Source organism: Vibrio sp. Vb339 (assembly GCF_902751245.1).
Lineage (GTDB): Bacteria > Pseudomonadota > Gammaproteobacteria > Enterobacterales > Vibrionaceae > Vibrio > Vibrio coralliirubri.
This window is the reverse complement of record NZ_CADDIS010000001.1, coordinates 13,482-31,622: the sequence shown is the minus strand read 5'-3', so window position 1 is coordinate 31,622 and position 18,141 is coordinate 13,482. Positions and strand designations below refer to the sequence as shown.

At 44.7% G+C, this 18,141-nt stretch carries 19 protein-coding genes and 1 riboswitch; of the genes, 9 read left to right on the top strand and 10 right to left on the bottom strand.

The window, feature by feature from the left end:
• Positions 1 to 23 precede the first annotated feature (23 nt).
• From HRQ85_RS00175 to HRQ85_RS00165, 3 genes are read right to left on the bottom strand one after another with little or no spacing between them, the layout of a single operon-like run.
• A complete protein-coding gene (locus HRQ85_RS00175) occupies positions 24 to 518 on the bottom strand; it encodes a hypothetical protein (RefSeq protein ID WP_048613835.1) in 495 nt (164 codons plus the stop codon).
• A 2-nt stretch (positions 519 to 520) separates the two neighbouring features.
• Positions 521 to 991 (bottom strand): hypothetical protein, encoded by a 471-nt coding sequence (locus HRQ85_RS00170; protein WP_048611633.1) that lies wholly within the window; start codon positions 989 to 991, stop codon positions 521 to 523.
• Positions 992 to 1,033: 42 nt separating this feature from the next.
• Positions 1,034 to 1,381, bottom strand: a complete 348-nt coding sequence (locus HRQ85_RS00165; protein ID WP_048613838.1) for a hypothetical protein — start codon at positions 1,379 to 1,381, stop codon at positions 1,034 to 1,036.
• A gap of 293 nt (positions 1,382 to 1,674) precedes the next feature.
• Here HRQ85_RS00165 and HRQ85_RS00160 point away from each other — a divergent pair, with 293 nt between their 5' ends.
• Positions 1,675 to 2,259, top strand: a complete 585-nt coding sequence (locus HRQ85_RS00160; RefSeq protein ID WP_050632439.1) for a hypothetical protein — start codon at positions 1,675 to 1,677, stop codon at positions 2,257 to 2,259.
• Positions 2,260 to 2,673: 414 nt separating this feature from the next.
• Positions 2,674 to 4,104 carry a YfcC family protein gene (locus tag HRQ85_RS00155; RefSeq protein WP_172378323.1) on the top strand — a complete coding sequence of 477 codons (1,431 nt, stop codon included), beginning with the start codon at positions 2,674 to 2,676 and terminating at the stop codon, positions 4,102 to 4,104.
• A gap of 122 nt (positions 4,105 to 4,226) precedes the next feature.
• Here the strand turns inward: HRQ85_RS00155 and glgC are convergent, their stop codons facing one another.
• Positions 4,227 to 5,447: a glucose-1-phosphate adenylyltransferase gene (gene glgC / locus HRQ85_RS00150; protein WP_050651372.1), complete on the bottom strand. Its 1,221-nt coding sequence runs from the start codon at positions 5,445 to 5,447 to the stop codon at positions 4,227 to 4,229.
• A gap of 401 nt (positions 5,448 to 5,848) precedes the next feature.
• Here glgC and ompW point away from each other — a divergent pair, with 401 nt between their 5' ends.
• Both ompW and HRQ85_RS00140 read left to right on the top strand, forming a co-directional pair.
• Positions 5,849 to 6,490, top strand: coding sequence for an outer membrane protein OmpW (gene ompW / locus HRQ85_RS00145; RefSeq protein ID WP_172378321.1), 642 nt, complete (start codon positions 5,849 to 5,851; stop codon positions 6,488 to 6,490).
• A 202-nt stretch (positions 6,491 to 6,692) separates the two neighbouring features.
• The gene (locus HRQ85_RS00140; RefSeq protein WP_172378319.1) at positions 6,693 to 8,510 is read left to right on the top strand and encodes a choice-of-anchor I family protein; all 1,818 of its coding nucleotides are present in this window, start codon (positions 6,693 to 6,695) and stop codon (positions 8,508 to 8,510) included.
• A 106-nt stretch (positions 8,511 to 8,616) separates the two neighbouring features.
• On the opposite strand, the gene HRQ85_RS00135 is transcribed toward HRQ85_RS00140, so the two are convergent.
• Positions 8,617 to 9,336: an SDR family oxidoreductase gene (locus HRQ85_RS00135; protein ID WP_050643750.1), complete on the bottom strand. Its 720-nt coding sequence runs from the start codon at positions 9,334 to 9,336 to the stop codon at positions 8,617 to 8,619.
• A 210-nt stretch (positions 9,337 to 9,546) separates the two neighbouring features.
• Here HRQ85_RS00135 and HRQ85_RS00130 point away from each other — a divergent pair, with 210 nt between their 5' ends.
• Entirely contained in the window at positions 9,547 to 10,452 is a 906-nt protein-coding gene (locus HRQ85_RS00130; RefSeq protein WP_050643751.1) for a LysR family transcriptional regulator, read from the top strand.
• Positions 10,453 to 10,499: 47 nt separating this feature from the next.
• Here HRQ85_RS00130 and HRQ85_RS00125 read toward each other — a convergent pair whose 3' ends face one another.
• Positions 10,500 to 10,838, bottom strand: coding sequence for a winged helix-turn-helix transcriptional regulator (locus HRQ85_RS00125; protein ID WP_004741127.1), 339 nt, complete (start codon positions 10,836 to 10,838; stop codon positions 10,500 to 10,502).
• Positions 10,839 to 10,943: 105 nt separating this feature from the next.
• Here HRQ85_RS00125 and HRQ85_RS00120 point away from each other — a divergent pair, with 105 nt between their 5' ends.
• Together HRQ85_RS00120 and HRQ85_RS00115 are read left to right on the top strand one after the other, a co-directional pair.
• Complete coding sequence (locus HRQ85_RS00120) at positions 10,944 to 11,711, top strand: SDR family NAD(P)-dependent oxidoreductase (RefSeq protein ID WP_172378317.1); 768 nt, start codon at positions 10,944 to 10,946, stop codon at positions 11,709 to 11,711.
• Between the two features lie 135 nt (positions 11,712 to 11,846).
• Positions 11,847 to 12,500: a cupin domain-containing protein gene (locus HRQ85_RS00115; protein ID WP_172378315.1), complete on the top strand. Its 654-nt coding sequence runs from the start codon at positions 11,847 to 11,849 to the stop codon at positions 12,498 to 12,500.
• 77 nt (positions 12,501 to 12,577) lie between these two features.
• Here the strand turns inward: HRQ85_RS00115 and HRQ85_RS00110 are convergent, their stop codons facing one another.
• Positions 12,578 to 13,216, bottom strand: coding sequence for an NAD(P)-dependent oxidoreductase (locus HRQ85_RS00110; protein ID WP_172378314.1), 639 nt, complete (start codon positions 13,214 to 13,216; stop codon positions 12,578 to 12,580).
• A gap of 154 nt (positions 13,217 to 13,370) precedes the next feature.
• On the opposite strand from HRQ85_RS00110, the gene HRQ85_RS00105 reads away from it, so the two are divergent.
• Positions 13,371 to 14,267 carry a LysR family transcriptional regulator gene (locus HRQ85_RS00105; protein WP_172378312.1) on the top strand — a complete coding sequence of 299 codons (897 nt, stop codon included), beginning with the start codon at positions 13,371 to 13,373 and terminating at the stop codon, positions 14,265 to 14,267.
• Between the two features lie 124 nt (positions 14,268 to 14,391).
• On the opposite strand, the gene HRQ85_RS00100 is transcribed toward HRQ85_RS00105, so the two are convergent.
• Both HRQ85_RS00100 and ribB read right to left on the bottom strand, forming a co-directional pair.
• A complete protein-coding gene (locus HRQ85_RS00100) occupies positions 14,392 to 15,240 on the bottom strand; it encodes a hypothetical protein (RefSeq protein WP_048611609.1) in 849 nt (282 codons plus the stop codon).
• Positions 15,241 to 15,578: 338 nt separating this feature from the next.
• Entirely contained in the window at positions 15,579 to 16,235 is a 657-nt protein-coding gene (gene ribB / locus HRQ85_RS00095) for a 3,4-dihydroxy-2-butanone-4-phosphate synthase (RefSeq protein WP_172378310.1), read from the bottom strand.
• A 186-nt stretch (positions 16,236 to 16,421) separates the two neighbouring features.
• Positions 16,422 to 16,572: riboswitch (FMN riboswitch) on the bottom strand.
• Positions 16,573 to 16,945: 373 nt separating this feature from the next.
• Between ribB and HRQ85_RS00090 the strand changes: the two genes are divergently transcribed.
• Entirely contained in the window at positions 16,946 to 17,689 is a 744-nt protein-coding gene (locus HRQ85_RS00090) for a phosphatase PAP2 family protein (protein ID WP_172378308.1), read from the top strand.
• Between the two features lie 85 nt (positions 17,690 to 17,774).
• Here HRQ85_RS00090 and HRQ85_RS00085 read toward each other — a convergent pair whose 3' ends face one another.
• Positions 17,775 to 18,137 (bottom strand): MmcQ/YjbR family DNA-binding protein, encoded by a 363-nt coding sequence (locus tag HRQ85_RS00085; RefSeq protein WP_048611606.1) that lies wholly within the window; start codon positions 18,135 to 18,137, stop codon positions 17,775 to 17,777.
• Between the last annotated feature and the right edge of the window lie 4 nt (positions 18,138 to 18,141).

Genomic DNA, 18,141 nt, shown 5'->3' with positions numbered 1-18,141 from the left:
CTTACCGTGGGAGAGATGATGGGTTAGTTACACTCAATCTTCCATTTTGTTTTTACTTCGTAATCATCACTAGCATCGAGATTGCTTTCATCAACCGCAACACGAGCGAAAAGATTCATATTGTTATCTTCACGAATTTGATCCCGAGTGATGTCTACACCCGATTCCCAACTAACTGCAGATTGGTCTAGCTCTGTTGTCCCCGTTGACTGGAAAAACACATCGCCTTTTTGAATTTGGCCGTTAAACGATTCGATTTTGATCTCTTCTGCTCGAACTTTGATTCCGTTTCTGTTGCTGACTAACTTTACAGTCGCGTGAGATTCATTGTAACTTTCGCCAAAAGCCAAGTCGGCTTGGTCTTCTGTTGCTTCTATCCCACATTGAGACTCGACAGATGCTGAGAATACAACATCACCTGTTTTGTCATCTTGATGGTCAGGTGGTATGGCAAACGCCGAACCAGTGGAAAATACAGACATGGCAGCTAGGCCAAGTAGTGGTTTTCTATTAAGCATTTTTACTCCGAAAAAGTGGTATTGCTTTGTTTCATCTTCAGCAGGCGATATTTCTCTGCTTCGATTTGTAATAGCTTTAGCTCATGTTCCGCTTGAGCTAGCTCTTCTAAACGTTCTCGCTCACGGAGCTCGAACTCGTAGAGTCGACGACAGTCAACTCGATCCTCACCACCAAATTGGAATGTCACAGCCGCGTATACGCCTGCCTCATCCTGATTTTGGTAGTAATAATTGTTGTAATAGCTGTCGCTATCTTCATTACCTGTTGATCCATAGGTTCCGAACTGAACGGTTTTACCTGTGGAAATCGCTTGCTCACATGAAGCACCCTCAGAGGTTCGAACTCGGTCGGTACCTGAAGGGTTAGAAACACTCGGTATTGGGTTTGCTAATGCCGGGCTTGTCAGTGAAGCAATGGCCAATGAAGCGACAGCAAATAAAACGCTAAGTAACGCTTTGATTGTTCTACGCATAATTGATACCGCTTGAATGTCGTTAATACAGTCTGAATACCGTTAATACCGCTTGAATTTAAGGTTTGTGCATACTTCGTAGCTGTTCGGGGAATCCGTCACCATGCGCGTACAAATCTTCTTCTTGGTTGTTTGAGCGGCTGGCGTCTTAACATTGATATCCAGCTCTATCTCTTGGTTTGCATCCAATTGGATCTTGTTTGGAAACTCTTTGTCATCAATTCGCAGGTAGTAATCCGCTTGTTTGGTGTAACGGTTTACCAATAAAAACCTGACCTGTGTTTTGTCGGAGTAGGTCTGAAATTCGGTATTTTTCCACTTGTGCACATTTGCGTTTGCTAAGGAACTGCTCAGCAACAACGCGGTAGCAATGATGTAAATAGCCTTCATGAGAACCTCAAAATGATGATCGAGGTCTCATTTTAGGTTCGTTCAAAGACAGAACTTACCATTTTGCGCCACTGACATAAGGCTGACAGTACGGTAAAAATGACTGAGATTTTTTAGGTTGAAACTGAAGAGCAGCGAAACTAGGCGGGCTGAGATGAGGAGAAAAGGGCAAAGTAACTATTTATGATTTCATCACTCAGTATCACAATTACCAATATAAGACGCTGCAGTTTATTGAGGTATTTGTTAGTACGGGATACTCTAACAGCCATCTTCTATTTGGATCCGTTATCATGAAAATGCCTGTTAAATTCGCTGCAATTGCAGCTTCCCTTTCTTTCGCTTTCAATGCCTTTGCTGCCCCAGTTGAATTTCAGAAGATCCCTGAGATCATGCAGCAATTTGAAACGGCAGAACTGTACGTTAAGAAGTCGGTCACCTTAGGCCGTTTACCAGCTGAGTCTGAGATTGGCATTGATTTTCCTACTTATGTTTCGGATGGAAAGGGCGGTTACAGCCTAGAGACAAACAACGTAATGACAGATTCTGTTGTTATCGCAAGCATGCCGAAAGCGATTGTTGATGATGTTTTCAACCAATGGCTAGTACCTAAAGAGACGTGGATCAGCAGCTACGGATCTTTGCCAACCTCGACTACTGAATTTAAGCCGTTTAAGCGTATTAAAACCATCAAAGCGATTAAGATTGATGCAGAAATGCTTGAGCTGTTAGGCAGTGAAGATGGCAACACGGCGATGATCAAAGTGAGCTGGGATGAGAAGGGAATGAAGGTTTATAAGGATGGCTACTTAGCGGATTATGAGTACGGGATTGCCCCTCATGAGATGCAAGAAAACTACGAGTTAGCACCTAAGTAACTCTGTTCTATTGCAGAAAAGCGCCTAGCTTATTAGTGGGCGCTTTTTTGTTGCCCACCAAAATATGACGAAACTCACACTTTTCTGACAATTCATGACTCGTTGTGCTAGTATGCGCCGCTTGTCTTTGTAATTGATAAAAAACGCATTACCAAAACAGACTTTTCTGTTTACCTGCTTGTAATGACCTCATTCAGTTTGGCCTGACTTGGCTGAACATCTGCATTTTGCTCGGACGCAAAGAGAGTAGTACTCACTACTTCACTATGTACATTTGAGAGCACCATCTATCAAAGGCCTTTTTGAAACAGCCTACATTAGCGCGAACTTAGTTCAGCGTGAAGGGGTTCGTTTTTCCAAAAATCCCTCTCGGTGGCTAAGTGATCCTTAGTTGCTGACAAATAAGGAGTCTATATGACGACTACGGTATCCACATCCGTACCTACATCTCAAGCTGGTAACACAGCGCCGACAGAGAAAGAGGTAAACCACCCGTTTCTCTCTTTGGTTATCATGGTGATCGTTGCTGCAATCGCAACTTACTTCATCCCTGCTGGTGAATTCGAGCGAGTGGTCATGAATGGCCGCACGGTTATCGACCCAGACAGCTACACACAATTGACCAGCAACCCAACAACATTAGCCTCTTTTTTCGAATCATTTTTTAAAGGCTTCAAATCCGCTTCTGGCGTGATGGGCGTTGTGGTATTTGTGGGTGGTGCTTTTGGCATTATCAAACACATGGGTTTGTTAGACGCATCCGTTGTTGCACTAACCACTAAGCTAAAGAAGCAAGGCTTATACGTGATTGCGCCTGTGATCATGACGGCGATCTTCTTCAACGTTACCTTCACCGGTATGCGTGAACTTGATGTCATTTTTATCTCTTTGATGATCCCGATCTGTATCAAGCTTGGTTATGACGCGATTACGGCACTTGGTGTTGTTTTACTGGCAAGTTGCGCCGGTTTCGCCGCCGCTTTGGCTAACCCATTCTTTACGGGTATCGCACACACTATCGCTGAACTGCCTATGTATTCAGGCATGTGGTATCGCTTTATTGTTGGTATGTTCATGTTGCTAACGGGTGCTTGGTATGTACTTAACTACGCACGTAAAGTTAAGCAAGACCCGACCAAAGGCTTGTTGCACGGTACGGGTTACCACTACGAATCTAACGTTGAAACGAAAACACTGACCACACGCGAAAAGCTTGCGGGCATCGCGTTCTTGGGCGTGTTCGCATACATGATCTTTGGCACGTTGACGATGGGGTTCGGCTTCACCGAGATTGCGGGTGCATTCGTGGCGATGGCGATCATTCCGGGTTTGGTGGCGGGTTTATCTCCGAACAAGATTTGTGAGTACTGGACTAAAGGCGTTAGCGACGTATTGGTTGCGGTACTGATCATCTTTTTCGCTCGCTCAGTGTTGACCATTATGGAAGACGCGAAGATTGTTGATTCAATTATCTTCTATCTTGCACAGATCATTTCTGGTAGCTCTAAACTTGTGGCAGCAGCAGGGATCTACTTCTCGCAGGCTGCGATCAACCTGTTCATTCCGTCGGGCAGTGGCCAAGCGGTGATCACCATGCCAATCATTATTCCGTTGGCAGATATTGGTGAAGTGACTCGTCAAGTGGCGGCACTGGCTTCTCAATTGGGTGATGGTATCTCTAACTATATTTACCCAACCAATGGTGGTTTACTGGCGGTATTGGCGATTGCAAAAGTGCCTTACACCAAGTGGGTTCGTTTCTTCTTACCACTGTTCTTGTTCTGGTCGGTGGGTGCTTTGGTTTCAGTTGTGATTGCTCAAATGATCGAGTTAGGGCCTTTCTAAGGTTTCTGTTTAATCGAATACATGGACAGTTAAGGCTTAACTGAAGCTGTGTGAGTAAATAAGAAGGCAGCGAGTTCGCTGCCTTTTTTTCGTTTAAAGAAAAGCTATCCCAACGTTAAAGGTTACTCTTCAAATTGGTAAGAAGAGGGCACAACAATCACGCCTTGTTTTGATATGTGGAAGCGTTTCGCATCGGCAAGGCTATCAACACCGATCTGGGTTCCATCTGGCACCTTAACGTTCTTATCGATGATGCAGTTTTGTATGTGGCAATTTTTTCCAATCTCAACATCTTCAAACAGAATACTATCAATCACAATCGCGGCATTGCTGACTTTCACTTTCGGGAAGAAGATAGAGTTTTGCGCGGAGCCGCCTTCAATTACAACGCCATTCGCTATCATCGAGTTGATGAATATTCCTTGGTTACCTTCTACCGAGGCAATGGTTCGTGCGGGTGGCAGCTGTGGTTCATAAGTACGAATCGCCCAATCAGGTTGGTATAAATCGATAGGTGAGGCTGGCTTTAACAAGTCCATGTTGGATTGGTAATAAGAGTCTATAGTACCAACATCCCTCCAGTACGCATCTTGGGTCACTCGGCCTTCTTCATCCCCAAACTTGTATGCGTAAACACTGTTGTTGCCCACCAATTTAGGAATGATGTCTTTACCAAAATCGTGGCTTGAGTTCGGATCTTCGGCGTCCGCCAGTAGCGCTTGTGTTAGCACTTCTTTATCAAAGACGTAAATACCCATTGAAGCCATGCTTCGAGTTGGCCTACCAGGTACACATGCAGGGTAACGTGGCTTTTCGGTAAAGTTATTGATCTCTAGAGATTCATCTATCTCCATCACACCAAACTCTTTAGCTTCGTCAATCGAAACCTCCATGCACGCCACAGTTAGGTCGGCCTCGTTCTTTTTGTGCTGCTTGAGCATTGGTGCGTAATCCATGCGATAGATATGGTCACCGGATAGCACCACCACATGCTTGGCTTCACTGCGCGAAAGTAGGTACAAGTTTTGATAAATCGCATCGGCCGTACCGCTGTACCAGCTATCACCTGTTCGCATTTGTGGGGGAACATTGGTGATGTATTCGCCGAGCTCGGGGTTAAGCACCGACCAACCATCTCTTAAATGTTTTTGTAAAGAGTGAGACTTGTACTGAGTCAGCACCAAAATTTGGCGTAGTCCAGAGTGTAAGCAGTTCGCGAGAGTGAAATCGATGATTCGATATTTGCCACCAAAGGGTACCGCAGGTTTTGCACGGTTATCGGTGAGAGGGGAAAGCCGAGAGCCAACACCGCCGGCCAGAACGATTGTTAGAGTGTCTTGCATGATCAGAACCTCAATGTATTTATGATTATGAACATAGACTTGCAAGCACTAAGCCAAATGTAACTCATTGAATATTATACGAGGCGAGATTGATTCTTGTTGTTCTGCACCAAAATGATGCGCGTGAGATGTTGGCTTGCTCTATTTTGATCCAAAAAAGATCCGAACAAAGTGAATGGATTGGATTAACAAAATGACGCACGGAAAAGCTGCATTACAAAACTGTCAATAAAATGAAGGAATAAAGTGATCGGGTCGATATAAATTTACATAAATAATCACAACTTTTCACAAATTGATTTCCATCAATAAAGTAGGGTTATTCTATGATACCTTGCACGCAAAATAAGAAATGATTACTCATTCACCAACAAAGATTAAGCCCCCAAAAGGAAATTATAATGAAAAAAACAGTATGTGGTATTGCGGTTATTGCGGCTCTTATGTCAACCAATGTTCTTGCTCATAAAGAAGGTGATTTCATCATCCGTGCAGGTGCAGCAACAGTTTCTCCAAACGATAGCAGTGGCGCTGTACTTAACAATCCAGACCTAGAGTTTTCAGTTGATTCAGATACTCAGCTTGGCCTTACTTTCGGCTACATGTTTACTGACAACATCAGTTTTGAAGTATTGGCAGCGAGCCCTTTTTCTCACAGTATTTCTGTTAATGGTCTAGGAAAAATTGCAGACACTAAGCACCTCCCACCAACGTTTATGGTTCAGTACTACTTCGGCCAAGCAAACAGTGACTTCCGTCCATACGTGGGTGCTGGCCTTAACTACACTGTGTTCTTTGATGAAGGATTGAATGCTAACGGAAAAAATGCAGGTCTAACGGATGTGTCTTTGGATGATTCTTGGGGACTTGCTGCGAACATCGGTATCGATTACATGATCAATGAAGATTGGTTCTTAAACGCATCGGTTTGGTACGCAGATATCGGTACTACAGCGACATACAAAACGGCTACAGACACGTTCAAAACAGACGTTGATATCGACCCATGGGTATTCATGATTGGTGGTGGTTACAACTTCTAATCTCCCTATTCAGTTTACTAAAGGCGCTCAAGCATCAGCCAGCTTGGGCGCTTTTTTTTGCTTACTTGTTAATAGAGTGCTCGCCTTAACTCTCTGTTGTTATGAGTGAAAGAAACCTATTGCTATAATTTATTGTTAATAAAAGAGAAAGATAAGTGTCATCAAAGCCCTCTATGATCGCGATTCAAATCATGGAGGATATATGAATCGTAAATTTAATAAGCTGACACTATTACTGCCTATCGCCGTAAGTTCTGCTCTAGTAGGCTGTTCTCAATCAACTTCAACATCACCAACGACTGCTACGCCATCTCAAACATCACTTGATGCTTTTAGCCTTCAATGCCAATCCATCGAGCAGCCAAGCGCTTCCAATGCTGAGGTAACCGGAATCAGCCTGGTTGGCCGTTCAATTGCCGACGCCCCGTTTGATACTTCTGCAGCGGAAATCGTCAGCTACGATTCATGTACCGACAAGCTTTATGTTGTGAACGCTCAAGCTCAGAAAGTTGATGTGTTATCGATGGACGCTGACAGCGGCCCAACATCAGAGGGATCTATTGATCTTCAATCAGCGGTTGCAGCTTCGGGTATTGATATTGGTGCAGCGAACAGTGTGTCGACTCATCAAGGATTAGTTGCTGTCGCGATTGAAAATGCTGACAAGCAACAAAACGGCATCATTGCACTTTATCGTTTAGACACGTTAGATCTGATCACTACTTATACGGCTGGTGCATTACCGGACATGGTGAGCTTCTCGAAAGATGGTCGCTACATTGCCTCTGCAAATGAAGGTGAGCCGAATGCGGATTACAGCATTGATCCTGAAGGCTCAGTAACGCTGGTGGATTTAAGCAGTGGTCCTTTGCAAGCGACAGTTACTCAAATTGATTTCAAGGCATTCAATCAAGGTCAGCCTCGCCATGCAGAGCTAACCGACAAGGTTCGAATTTCGGCGCCAAATGCAACTGTCGCTCAAGATCTTGAACCGGAATACCTAACGTTTTCTGATAACGGAAAACTCTACGTAGCCCTTCAAGAGAACAACGCTTTGGCCGCGATTGATGTGGCGAGTGCACAAGTGGATGCGATTCTTGGACTAGACGGAAAGCCTTGGGATAACGCTAAGCTAGATGCATCAAATAAAGATAAAAACATCGGTAACCTACAAAGCTACGCAATGTTAGAAGGTCTCTACATGCCAGATAGCATCACTAGCTACAGTGTTGATGGCAACACCTACATCGTGACTGCGAACGAAGGTGATGGTCGTGAATATGGCATCAAGACTACGCAAGAAATGTGTGATGAGAAAGGTTTTGAGTGGGACGGTGACGATTATCAAGGCAACGAAAACTACACCACAGAAAAAGACTTTTGTATCGCGTATGTCGATGAAGTACGCGGTAAGAAGTTAGACGTTGATGCTAACCACCCATTAGCTGGCGCATTGAAAGACAACAAGCAACTTGCACGTCTTAAAGTGATTAAGCCACAAGGGACACTCGCTGCTGACCAAAAGGTTCAAGCATTCGGCAGCCGCTCGTTCTCTATCTGGGATGAGTCAGGCGAGTTAGTGTTTGATAGCGGTGATGATTTTGCTCGAATCGTGCTTGAGCAAGATCCTGCAAACTTCAACAGCACCAATGATAACAACCAAAGCGGTGACGATCGTAGTGATGATAAAGGGGTAGAGCCTGAAGCGATCGAAGTGGCTGAGATCAACGGTAAGCACTATGCCTTTATTGGACTTGAGCGCCAAGGTGGCATCATGGTTTACGACGTAACGCAGCCTAAGAGTGCAAGTTTCATCAGTTACTTGAACAACCGAGACTTTACACAACCAGTATGTACTAAGGTTGATGAAGACGGTGATTGCGACAACGATACTTACAACGCTAAAGCGGGTGACTTAGGCCCAGAATCAATCAAGTATTTCACTCGCTCTGGTAACCACTTTATTGCGGTTGGCAACGAAGTGAGTGGTAGCACATCAGTTTACCGCGTTGAGTTCTAATCTCGCTTATCGCTAACAATTAGATTGAATCAAAACAAAAGCGCCACTACTTATTCAGTAGTGGCGCTTTTGGGTTTATCGCTTATTTAGTAGCGATAGCAAAGGCCTATGGCTGTTGCTTAGTTGGTGCTAGAGCAATCTCACGGATACATACGTTCTGTGGTTGTTGGTAAGCGAATGATACAGCGCGAGCAATGTCGTCAGCTGCCAATACGCCACCCATGTCTTCTTTCCAAGAATCGTAACCGTCTTTGATCTCTTGAGATGTTGTGTGAGACAGAAGCTCAGTTTCTACAGCACCCGGTGCGATAGTGGTAACACGAACATTTGAAGCGGCCACTTCTTCACGAACGTTCTCAGAAATAGCGTGTACCGCGAATTTAGTACCACAGTAAGCTGCGTGGCTTGGGAATGTTTTCTTACCTGCGATAGAACTGATGTTGATGATAGTACCTGTATTGCGTTCCATCATCGGAGCAAGTACAGACTGCATGCCGTTTAGAAGACCAATCACGTTCACATCGAACATTGTCTTCCACTCTTGTGCGTCTTGAGTATCGATTTGACCAAGAAGCATTGCGCCAGCGTTGTTGATAAGTGCATCGACAGGGCCAAATTTCGCTTCACCTTGTGCGATTGCTGCATCAAATGATGCTTTGTCTGTTACGTCTACTTTCACTGACAGTGAGTTTGGTAGGTTCAGCGCTTCAAGGCGGTCAATACGACGAGCTAAAAGTAGCAGAGGGTGACCTTCATCGCTTAGACGACGAGCGATTGCTTCACCAATACCAGAGCTTGCACCTGTAATTACGATTAGTTTTTTCATTTTATTTCCTCTGTACTTTTATTGCGTCGGTTGGCTACGACGGGTTGTTTAAGTGCATTCGAATCAAGCGCTTGTTGCCTTGCTTCGTTGCGATGGACGTATATTAAGGAAAATAGCATTGTTGATATATAGCGCTTTACTTGAAACACTGTTGCTGTAGTGCAACAATAAAAGCGTCTATCTCATAACTTCATTAGTAAGCTGGCGACTATGCTCAATCAAATTAATCTGTCTGATATTCGCTCCTTCGTGCTTATCGCTCGTTTAGGTAATTTCACCAAAGCGGCTGAGGAGTTGGATGTGTCTCGTTCACACGTATCACGCCAAGTGAGTAGTTTAGAAAAGCAGATGGGTGTGACTCTGTTTATCCGCACCACTCGAACCTTGAGGCTGACTCACGCAGGGCAAGATCTGTACGCGAGATGTGAACAAGCCCTCGATAACATAGACCAAGCGCTGATTGCTGCTGTCGATGATGTCGAAGAGGTGCGCGGCGACATAAAAGTAAACTGTGTTGGCGGTTATCTTGGTGAGGTGATCATTGCGGATCTAGTGAATGAGTTTATGCAGCTCTACCCAGACATCAGCATCAGCCTTGATTTCAGTAGTAACCGAGTCGATTTGATTGAAGACGCCTTTGATATCGCTTTTCGTATGGGGAGCCTAGAAGACGCGGGCTTTATCGCACGAAAGCTTTTGGACATTGAGATGGGAACACTCGCGAGCCCTGAGTATTTTGCTCGCAAAGGAAAGCCAAACCATCCTAAAGATCTCATTCACCATGACTGCTTAACGGGGTCTGTGCGTAAGTGGAGCTTTCAAGCTTTGGATGACACCAAGAAAACAGTCGATGTGCATGTGACGGGTAGGTTGCAATGTAAGAATGGCCGAGTGTTAGTACAAGGCGCGAAATCGGGCAACGGGATTATTCGTGTTCCAACCATCTATTGCTTACAAGAACTCAACGACGGGCAACTGGAGCAGGTGTTTGATGAGTGGGTGGTACCGAAAGTGGACTTTTCAGCGATCTATCATCGAGACCGCTATCAACCGAGCCGAATTCGAACCTTCATTGATTTTGTGAAAGGCCGTTTTGAGCAAATGCCAGTCAGCTAAATGGCGCGTGCAGTCCATTATTTGGAATAGAGTGGATTTGCTTGGGCTTACATCTCGTCGATTTCGTTTTGTAGACTTTCCAGTTGATCCAGAATCAGTAAGAACTTCTCACCAAAGGGCGTCACTTGATACTCAACTCTTGGTGGGAGTTCGTTGAACATCTGCTTATCTAAAATCCCAAATTCTACATTTCGCTTCAAACATTCATTCAATACCTTTGTAGATAGCCCTTCTACTGAGCGCACCATTTCACCGGGGCGATTAATGCCATTTGCCAGTAATTGGTAAACCGTTAGCGACCATTTACAGCCGTAGATGGTTTCTACCATGCGAGCTGAGCGCTCTGGTGCCGATTTTCTTGAAAAAAAGTTTTCCTGATTTTTCATAAAGATGTACCAATAAGTACCTACCTAACCGATTTGTACTTACTATTCATAGTGTTAGTTCAAGGCCTAAGATTACCACGTTCACATGACTTAGGAGATAACAAAATGAACTTCACTAAAAATGGTATTGCAGTAGTAATCGGTGGCACGAGCGGTATGGGCTTTGAAACAGCGAAGCAGTTAGTCGCTCAAAACATCCATGTGTTGGTGGTCGGCAATAACCCAACTAAGTTAGATAAAGCGGTGTCAGAGCTGCAATCGCTCGGTCAAGCTTCAGGCTGGCAAGCTAACCTCTATGATGATGCAAGTGTGTCTCGTCTTATTGCGCATTTAGAGTCGCTCGAAGAAGGTATTGGTTACCTTGTGAATGCTGCAGGTTACTTCAACCCTAAAGCGTTTATTGAGCACCAAGAATCTGATTACGAGCAGTATATGCAGCTTAATAAAGCAACCTTCTTCATCACTCAAGCTGTTAGCAAGTTGATGATCAAAAACGGTGGCGGAAACGTGGTAAATGTAGGCTCTATGTGGGCGAAACAAGCTATTAAAGCGACGCCATCTTCTGCCTATTCAATGGCTAAAGCTGGCCTGCATGCATTAACACAACACATGGCAATGGAACTGGCTGAGCATAACATTCGTGTGAATGCGGTGTCTCCGGCCGTGGTTAAAACGCCGATCTACGAATCATTCATTAAGCCAGAAGAAGTGGATCAAGCGCTAGAAGGCTTCAACGCATTCCACCCTATTGGTCGAGTAGGTCTGCCGAAAGACATCGCCAATAGCATCTCTTTCTTACTGTCAGACAGTGCAGATTGGGTAACGGGCGCAATCTGGGATGTTGATGGCGGAGTGATTGCTGGTCGTAATTAATCAGGATTCTTTTTAGGTGGCTGTCGCGCAGGCAAAATAGCAGCGAGATAGCCTCCTTGATCAGTATTCGCGTAGAATAGAAACGAGAAAGACAACAATAATAATTAAAACGATAACAAGAGTAAGGTCGCCATTATGTTCAACATGGACTTTTCAAAGAGACTGGTTATAGAAACCGAGACATTAGATTGGGTCGCAAGCCCGGCTAAAGGGGTTTGGCGTAAGCCGTTAGAAAGAGAAGAGAAAGAGTCGGGTCACACGACTAGCGTGGTGAAGTACGATCCTGAATCTTCGTTTTCTGAGCACCCACACCCACAAGGCGAAGAGATTTTCGTATTAGATGGCGTGTTCTCAGATGAAACGGGTGATTTCCCTGCTGGCACTTATATCCGTAATCCGCCGGGCAGCGCGCATTCTCCATCAAGCAAAAATGGCTGCACGATCTTGGTGAAGCTCAACCAGTTTGACGCGAGAGACTTAACTCAAGTTCGCATCAATACTCTAGAAACGGAATGGCTACCGGGGATTGGCGGTTTGCAAGTAATGCCGCTGCATGAGTTCGAACACGAGCATGTTGCGTTAGTGAAGTGGCCGGTTGGCGAACGTTTTCAGCCACATCGTCATTTTGGTGGTGAAGAGATCTTTGTGCTTTCTGGCACCTTTAAAGACGAACATGGTGAGTATCCAAAACACACATGGATGCGCAGCCCGCACATGAGTGAGCATTTTCCTTATGTGGAACAAGAGACGGTTATCCTAGTGAAAACGGGGCATCTGCCATTGGATTAAAGGAATGCTCAGTAAAAGATGAGAAAGCCGCATTGTTTTGAACAAGCGGCTTTTTTTAGTTTTTATATATGAGCTGACTAGTAAGCGACACCAATACGTTGGCGTGGGAACTTGCCAGATTCGAGTTCATCAATCATCGCAATAGCGTAATCGCTAACGGATATTTTGCTGTTGCCGTCTTGGTCGGTGAGCAGTTGGTCGCCACCGGTACGGTAGGTTGATAGTTTCTCGCCCGGGAAGATTTCTGCTGCTGGGCTAATGAACGTCCAGTTAACCTCGCTGTTAGACTGTTTGAACACTTCAAGCGCTTCACCTTGTGCTAGCGCTTCGTTTTTATGCTCTGCTGGAAAGGCCGGAACGGTAACTAACGGTACGTTTGGCGCTACTTCTAATGACCCCGCACCACCTACCCAAAGTAGACGTTCGATACCAATGTTTGGCAGTGTATCAAGCAGCTTAGTTGCTGTGCTTTTTACGATGTCGTGATTGCCTAGAGCACGTCCGCCAATCGAAGCAATAACCGCATCAACGCCTGATAAAGCCTTCGCTAGACTGGCTGCTTCATCTTGTAAATCAAATGAACGAACCTCGACATCGCTGATTTCTACACGGCTTGCATCTCTTACAACAGCAACGACTTCGTGTCCGCGAGCTTTAGCTTCTTGAGCGATGTGACTACCAATCCAACCTGATGCGCCTAATACTGCAATTTTCATAATGTAACTCCAATTATCTGATTTATTGAGTCTGTTTCTCGACAGCCATTGCAGTCTAATAGCTCACTATGTTGTGATAAACATCGTTAAATGATGTAGATTGTATCTATATAGTCATCTAATAGGCTTGGTTCAGTGGATAAGGAAAAGTGTGATGGATAGATTGACGGCGATGCGTAGCTTTGTTGAAGTCGCAAATTGTGCCAGTTTCACTCAAGCAGCTGAGCATTTGGATATGAGTCGGTTGCAGGTTTCGCGTCATGTTCAGGAGATAGAAGGGTGGTTAAAGCAGAGGCTGTTACATAGGACGACTCGTAAGGTGAGTTTGACGGCGGCAGGGGAAATTGCGCTGCAACGTTGCGAGAAAATCCTCCATGAAACGGCAGAGTTAGAAGTGACCGCACTTAATCAAGCCGATGCTCTTTCCGGAACTATTCGCATAGCTGCTCCGATTGGTTTAACTCAGCACATGTTGTTGGATGTGGTTGAGCAGTTCACAGAGCTTCATCCCAATATCACGGTAGAACTTTTTGCTTCCGACCGTTTTGCTCAGCTGGTGGATGACAGAATCGATATTGCGCTGCGTTATACCGATCAACCTGACGATAGCTTGATTGCTCGTAAGCTAATGGAAATTGATTCGGTGGTGTGTGCATCGCAAGCTTATTTAGACAAACATGGTGAACCTAAAACGGTCGACGAGCTTCGACAACACAATTGCTTTCGCCATTTGAGTGTCTCTAAGTGGGATTTCGTGAAGGATAATCAGCACTATTCTGTTGAGGTGTCTGGCACTATCAAAGCCAATGATGTTGGGGTATTAACCCGCGCTGCACAGCATGGTAAAGGGGTTGTTCGATTGCCCTGTGATTTAGCCAATCCACTGATTGCGGATGGCAAATTGAAACGAATTTTGGATGATTTTGTTTCACCGAGTAGTGTGCTTTGGGCGGTGTATTTGTCTCGTAGTTATCAGCTGCCGGTTGTGCGTCAGTTCATTGATTTTGCCGCAGAAGCTTGGTCTAGCGATATCAAGTCTGGGGATGTTTGAAGTGGCATAAATGCTTACCCACATAAATCTACAACCCATAAATACAAAAATCCGATATCAATGGTGATATCGGATTTGAACTCAATAATTCAGAGTTCCAGCATGCTCTCCTCTCACGAAGTCTTTACATGTAATGATGTACGGATAATCGGGTATTTATCACCTTTTCGTTTACGTCTGGTAAAGGCTGATACAAGCTTCTAGTAATGTCGGATAATACTTGGTCGTAAACTTGCGACACGACGCTAGAAATATCACTGGTTAATTCGTACATGCTATCTGCTGGTTGGGTCGCTTCAGTACTTGATGCTATCTCGGTGAGTGCATGCATCGCACGTGTGCAAATGGGTGACCCACTGCTGATAGGGCAGATAATCGATAATTGGTTGAGTTTACGGTGTGTCTGAGATGCGTAGAACTTGAATCTCGCATACTCCTCAGGCTTTTCCATATCAGGTATACACATGCGTAACTTGGTCAGGATTTCCATGCAGTCTAAGATCTGTTGCCAATTCATGTGATACTCACGGCTCATGTCTTCTCGCTCAGACTGAATCAGCCAGATGATCATCACTTCATCCATCAAGAACATGCTATGGCGAATTGTTTTGCCATGAATCGATTGGTTACGCACCAAGCTGCGGTTTTGCCAATCACTGTGCATGGCAATGAGCTTAAGGTGATAGATGCGATACATAGGGCGACTATCGAACGAGACATGAGATTGAAGTAGCTCAGATACCTCAAGTATGTTGTCGTAAATCTCGTTCACTTTACGAATCGACTCACTAGATAATCGATAAGCCAGAGCGTAATGCGTTGCCGCGCGATGTTTGCGTGATAACAACAATAATTCTCTAAGCAGAACTAAGGTTTCAAACCTGTGTGATAGCGCTGTTTGTCTCTTCCTTGAGAAATGAAACAGGGCCGCAAGTACTAATAGGGATAAACCCACTGAAATAACTACAAACATATTCAACTCCTAATATTTGCATACCTACTTAGTGGTAGTGCAGACACCGTGCCAAAATAAATAAGTGTTATATTTCAGTTGTTTATGATTTCTCTGTAATTATGGATGATCAATGATGGTGCATGACTTCACCATTCGAGTGATTGTTTCTCATATTTTGCAGGAGTTTTTGAGAGGTTAGTCGTTGGCGAGGAGATGAATATTAGATTTCAGTGTAGGAAATGAAGAAGGCCTCACCCTTTATATACTTTTGACTAGAAAAAGCAGTAAGAGTGAGGCCTTTCAATATTCATTTCTGAGTTTCGTTATCTTAAGTGCTAAGCGTTTAGCACTAAACGTTAAGCAAGCTTAAGGTCGAACTCAGTGCGGTACATCACCATATCTTCAATGGTCAGTACTGGCATGTTGTGTCGTTTACCGAAAGCAACGATCTCTGGCGCTTTTGCCATTGTGCCGTCTGGGTTGGTTACTTCACATAGTACGCCAGCCGATTGAAGACCAGCCATTTGCATAAGATCCACAGTACCTTCTGTGTGACCGCGGCGAGCAAGTACGCCACCTTTACGCGCACGCAATGGGAATACGTGACCAGGGCGAGCAAGGTCAGTAGGCTTAGCTGTTGGGTTCGCAGCTGTCTTGATCGTTGTTACACGGTCAGCGGCAGAAACACCTGTTGTTACGCCCACTTTTGCTTCGATAGTGACAGTAAACGCAGTTTGGTTTGCGCTGTTGTTATCAACAACCATAGGTGGAAGTTCAAGTTGGTTTGCTTGCTCGTCGGTTAGACACAAGCACACGATGCCGCTGCATTCGCGGATCATAAGCGCCATTTGAGCATTGGTTAGGTGTTCTACTGAGTAGATAATGTCGCCTTCGTTCTCACGATCTTCATCGTCAAGTAGAAGTACGCCACGACCTTCGCGCAGAGCTTGCAGTGCGTTTTCAACGCGAGTGATTGGTTCGCCAAATTCGGCAAGTAGTGAAGACTGATTCATGGTTAAACTCCTAAAATATCACCAGAATCAGGGCTGTATGAGGGATCTCAACCGAGCACAACAAAGCCAACTCATTACAAGTCAGCTTTAGCTCATTATGGTTTTATCCAAAACGAAATGCACCCGTCTGAGTTGGAGGCATCAACCCAATAGATAGGTGCGCCTTTCCAACTTAAACGAGTGTGTTTCCATTCTCTCTCATCCGGACTATAACCGTCGGCTCTGGCATCTCACCAGATCTGCTGACCTCGACGAATCGAGCGCTCGCGGGCTTATCTTTAGATTTTGCTAAGGACATACCGCCGGTGGGGAATTTCGCCCCGCCCTGAGAATAAAAATTAATAATTTGTTTTGCTTTGAAAGCAGACCAGATGGTAATCCTTTCGATAGTGGATTTAAAGGACTGACAGCAAAGTTTTTCAGATTCTGGCCTTATAATCCGGTAAGTGTTCACTTTATCGGCAGACCTTGGCGTGTGGTGTTTAGTCGGGCGCAGGTTATGTTTAGTGGGTTTTGATGTCTATATGTGCACAAGTGGATGGTCTGTATTATTGGTGATGAAGTGACAGTTCATCAGCTCAATACTCAAGAGGCCCATTAATCGATTATTGTTACACCATGACGGCTTACTGACCGTTTTGACATAAAATTGATATTGGCGATGCTAAGCTGCGATAGCATCCGACCACTTTATCTCAAAGATCTTAGCCATGACTTCTCTGTTCTCTAGCAAATCCAAAGGCTTATTACTGCTCGTTTTAAGCTTGTATTCTCTGGTACCCTTTTTGATCTTTGGATCTGACTTCGACCTTGGAAGTGCGGTTCTGCCTTTCTACGGTGCCTTTATGACGTTTGTGACTTACTCGGCAGGTAATCAAGGGTTCTTAGTCACGCTCGCTGTGTTGTCTTTAGTCTTGCTCACGATGAAGTTTTCTAAAGCTAAGTTAGTCAGCCTTTGCCTGCAGCTCGGTATGTTGTTGGTGCTCAGCTTTGCAGCGAAGACCTTCTTAAAGCATTCAACAGAGAGCCCGCGTCCTTATTCTGAGTATTTGGTAACGCAGGAAGTGATTGAAATGCCAGAGCTGTTTTATGAGCTGCCTTTGGTAGAAAAAAATGCCGCGATTGAATCTGTGCAAGATAAGGTCAGCGAGTGGCGAACTCGTCATTGGCATGGCGAAACGGACTACTCTTTCCCATCTGGACACATGATTTTTGTCGGTGTGTGTTTGGCATTCTTTGGCGGGTTGTTCCTAGAGGCGAAACGCTTTTATTTAGTCGGCGGTTTGTTGGTTTGGGCTGGTGGTGTCGCCTATAGCCGTGTTTGGCTTGGCATGCATCGACCTGAAGATCTAGCGGCGTCTATCGCCTTTGCGGGTTTAATTTATTTATTGGTGCCACTGATTCCAACACAAAAGATAGAACCTTTATTGTCCAAGTTTTTAAGAGTCAACTAATTTTTTAAGAGAGGCTTAAGGTTTTAAAAGCGGCCTAAGCTTTTAAGACGAGCATAAATCTATATTTAACAAGCAGAGATTCTGGCTACTGATTGAGCCCGAGTTCTGCTTGTTTCTTTTTGGTTAAACCTAAGGACACAATTCGGTGTGACTCAGTGAGGTAGTATCTTAGCTCCTCATCCCTTTCTGGTGTGCTCTCAAAAAGCTGAATCCACTTCATGCCACGCGAAGCAAAGTAGGGGGCTGGTTTATAGCCCGGCTCTTCTTTCAGGAAATCAAAATTCTGATCGGATGCCTTGAAGATAAACGCAGGCTCATCTTTCGGTCCCCAACCACCAATCGCAAACACCTTGCCACCCACTTTCCAAACGTGAGAGTTATTCCACTGCATCACATAACTGGTTGCAGGCAGTGACTCGCAGAATGTATTGAATTCGTCGTAAGTCATAGAA